The 3,058-nt window shown below is 61.3% G+C and carries 3 protein-coding genes, 1 tRNA gene and 1 pseudogene; 2 read left to right on the top strand and 3 right to left on the bottom strand.

Going from position 1 to position 3,058, the window contains the following annotated elements:
- The coding region (locus C0V97_RS16695; RefSeq protein WP_127103659.1) for an MFS transporter at positions 1-1,178 on the top strand (1,178 nt) is incomplete at its 5' end.
- A gap of 19 nt (positions 1,179-1,197) precedes the next feature.
- On the opposite strand, the gene C0V97_RS16690 is transcribed toward C0V97_RS16695, so the two are convergent.
- Positions 1,198-1,273: transfer RNA gene (locus C0V97_RS16690), tRNA-Asn, on the bottom strand.
- Between the two features lie 83 nt (positions 1,274-1,356).
- Here C0V97_RS16690 and C0V97_RS16685 point away from each other — a divergent pair.
- Positions 1,357-2,364 (top strand): ABC transporter substrate-binding protein, encoded by a 1,008-nt coding sequence (locus C0V97_RS16685; protein WP_127103561.1) that lies wholly within the window; start codon positions 1,357-1,359, stop codon positions 2,362-2,364.
- Between the two features lie 44 nt (positions 2,365-2,408).
- Here the strand turns inward: C0V97_RS16685 and rnhA are convergent, their stop codons facing one another.
- A complete protein-coding gene (rnhA, locus tag C0V97_RS16680) occupies positions 2,409-2,885 on the bottom strand; it encodes a ribonuclease HI (RefSeq protein WP_127103562.1) in 477 nt (158 codons plus the stop codon).
- Positions 2,878-3,058, bottom strand: a pseudogene (locus tag C0V97_RS16675) (homoserine kinase); the annotation flags it as partial. The gene rnhA and the pseudogene C0V97_RS16675, both read right to left, overlap by 8 nt.

Raw genomic sequence — 3,058 nt, 5'->3', positions numbered from 1 at the left:
CCGGACKGACGCTCTCCGCACTTTCAGCTCAAGTACTGGCGGTCGCCGTAGCATGGCAGACCTACGCACTCACCCACAGCGTCACCGCACTCGGCCTGATTGGCCTCGCACAATTTCTGCCCATGTTGGCTCTGGTTTTCATCTCGGGACATGTGGCCGACCGCTATAATCGCAAGCGCATCGTGCAGATCTGCCAGGCCATCGAGATCTTCGGGGCGGTGGTCATGGCCATTGCGACAATGTTGGGCCAGCTCGCCCCCTGGGCGCTTTATGTGCTGGTCGCGTGTTTTGGTGCCCTGCGCTCGTTTGAAGGCCCCTGCCAGCAGACCTTCCTGCCCTCCATCGCCACACCCGCCCAGTTTCCACGAGCGGCGGCGCTTTCGGCATCGTTGTTTCAGACAGCCTCCATCATCGGGCCGTCTCTTGGCGGCCTGCTTTACGGCCTGGGCGCGGATTTCTGCTACCTGACCTGCGCCTGCGGCTTCAGCATCGCGCTCATTTCGACCTCACTGCTCAAGCTGAAGCCCTACGCAGGCAACCGCTCTCCCATGAGCCTCGAATCGCTTTTTGGCGGCATCGCGTTTTTGCGTCGGCGTCGTGACCTGCTGGGGGCCATCTCACTCGATCTCTTCGCGGTGCTGCTCGGAGGGGCGACGGCCATGCTTCCCGTATACGCCGGTGATATCCTGCATCTCGGCCCTGTCGGTCTGGGAATTCTCAGGGCCTCTCCTGCCGTAGGAGCGCTCCTGGGGTCCCTCGTTCTGGCACGTTATCCGCTGAAGTCGCATGCAGGCCCGATCATGTTTGCCTCGGTCGGGATTTTCGGCATTGCAACGATCGTGTTCGGCGTTTCGCACTCCCTGGCGCTGTCTGTGCTCTCCCTGGCAGTGCTGGGTGCGGCCGATGTGGTGAGCGTGGTTGTGCGCGGAGCGCTCACCCAGCTCGCCACGCCCGACGGCATGCGCGGGCGTGTTTCGGCCGTGAACATGCTGTTCATCGGGTCGAGCAATCAGCTGGGGGAATTCGAGAGCGGCATGCTTGCAACGGCCATCGGCACAGAGGCTGCGGTTGTCGCAGGCGGCATCGGCACGCTGATCGTGGCCGGGCTCTGGATCAGGATGTTCCCGCGCCTGTGGACGCTGGATCGCCTCGATACGATCAGACCGGATGAGCCATGATGTGAAGGAGAAAAATGCCTGGCTCCCGAAGTAGGACTCGAACCTACGACCCAGCGATTAACAGTCGCTTGCTCTACCAACTGAGCTATTCGGGACCGGCGAGGCACTATCTAGCGAAAGCTTTTCCTGGGGTAAACCCCCCTTTGTCATTTTTTTTGCATATGGAGTTTTTCTTCTGATGGCAGCGCCTTCCCGTCGTCTTCTCCTCATGGGTGCAGGCGGCATCATTCTCGCTACAGCCTTGCAATCGCGCCATGTTTTTCACCATCGCAAGCAGATCGCGACAGACGGAAAGAAGCGCCATATCCGGCTGGCCTGGCCTGAACCCGACTATGATCCGCTGCTCTGGCTCTGCCAGCAGGGCCTCTTCGGGCGCTATGACCTGACCGTGGATATCGTCGAGACGAGCGGAGGCAACAGCGCCATCGACGCCGTGGTAAATGGTCGGGCCGATGCCGCCCTAAGCCCCCTGCTGGACTGGCTGCCGGTTCTCTATCAGGACGATGCCGACGAACTTCCCGCCCTTCTCGCTTGTGGAATTCGGGGGGGCAGTTATCGCTTGCTGGTAAGGCGCGACCTGCATCTGCACAAGGTGGCCGATCTGGCGGGCCGGAAGATCGGTGTCGTGAGTCTCGAAGGTGCTGATCGACGCTTCGTCAGTATCCAACTCAGGCGGCGCGGCCTGCACCCGACCGACTCGGTCCACTGGGTAGCAATTCCAGCCGATGATATGGCGGACGCGCTACGTGCAGGCGATCTCGACGCTGTCGCTGTCCACGACCCGATGGGATGGCGTATCCTGCAGCAAACGCGTGGCGTCAGCTGGAACATGCTCGACAGCATGACAGGTGCGGAACGCGAACGAATCGATCTGACGCTGGGTATCGCGACCAAGGCTCTGACCCAGGATCCTGGGATCGCGGCTGCGCTGACCGCCGCACTCAGCGACGCACAGCATGACTTTCCTGCCCATAGGGACGAACTCGCACAGCTCTGGCGGAAGGATCAGGACGCCCCCGAAGACGCGAACGGCATGCTGGAGCGCGAGATTGCAAGCCATCCCGTGACGGGTCATCCGCTGCGCATCCAGGTTGAGCAATATGTGGATGAGCTCAAGCTTCTAGGCCTGATGCAGGATGCGGATAACGCCACCGATATCGCACACCGGATCTGCCTGTCCGTATGAGCTCCCCTCCCTGCGCAAGAGCATCTCGACCGCAGGGAGCAGGATCAGGTTTTTTCCCGAGCCTGGCGCGCCGCGGTCGCGAGCTGATCGACCCGTTCGTTATTCACGTCGCCACTGTGACCACGCACCCAGAGCCAGGTCACCTTGTGCTGTTTTTCCGCCGCCAGGATGCGCTGCCACAGATCGAGATTCTTTACCGGATCTCCCGCAGCGTTCCGCCAGTTGCGTCTTACCCAGCCTGTATGCCAGCGCGTGATGCCATTGCGCAGATATTCGCTGTCAGTATGCAGCGTCACTTTGCAGGGGCGCTTGAGCGCTTCCAGAGCCTCGGCGGCAGCCGTCAGTTCCATGCGATTATTGGTGGTCTCGCCCTCACCGCCCGAGAGCTCGCGCTCGTGCCCCTTTGAACACAAAAGCGCCCCCCAGCCACCTGGTCCCGGATTGGGTTTGCACCCCCCATCAGTCCAGATTTCCACGACAGGCGCGTCCTCGGGCAGTTCCACCTTTGCTTCCTCAGACATGAAGCAGCCCTCTTGCATCCGCACGCCATGCTATCAGACGATGGTAATAGGCCAGCGGATCCTTGCGCGTGACGATGGCATCGACCGGCGTGTTCACCCAGTCATAGAGGCGGGTCAGAAGAAAACGGATGGGCGCTCCTTTTACCMGCGCGGGGAGWGCAGCTTTCTCTTCC

This window comes from Asaia sp. W19 (genome assembly GCF_003994335.1).
Lineage (GTDB): Bacteria > Pseudomonadota > Alphaproteobacteria > Acetobacterales > Acetobacteraceae > Asaia.
This window is presented reverse-complemented; position numbering and strand designations above follow the sequence as displayed.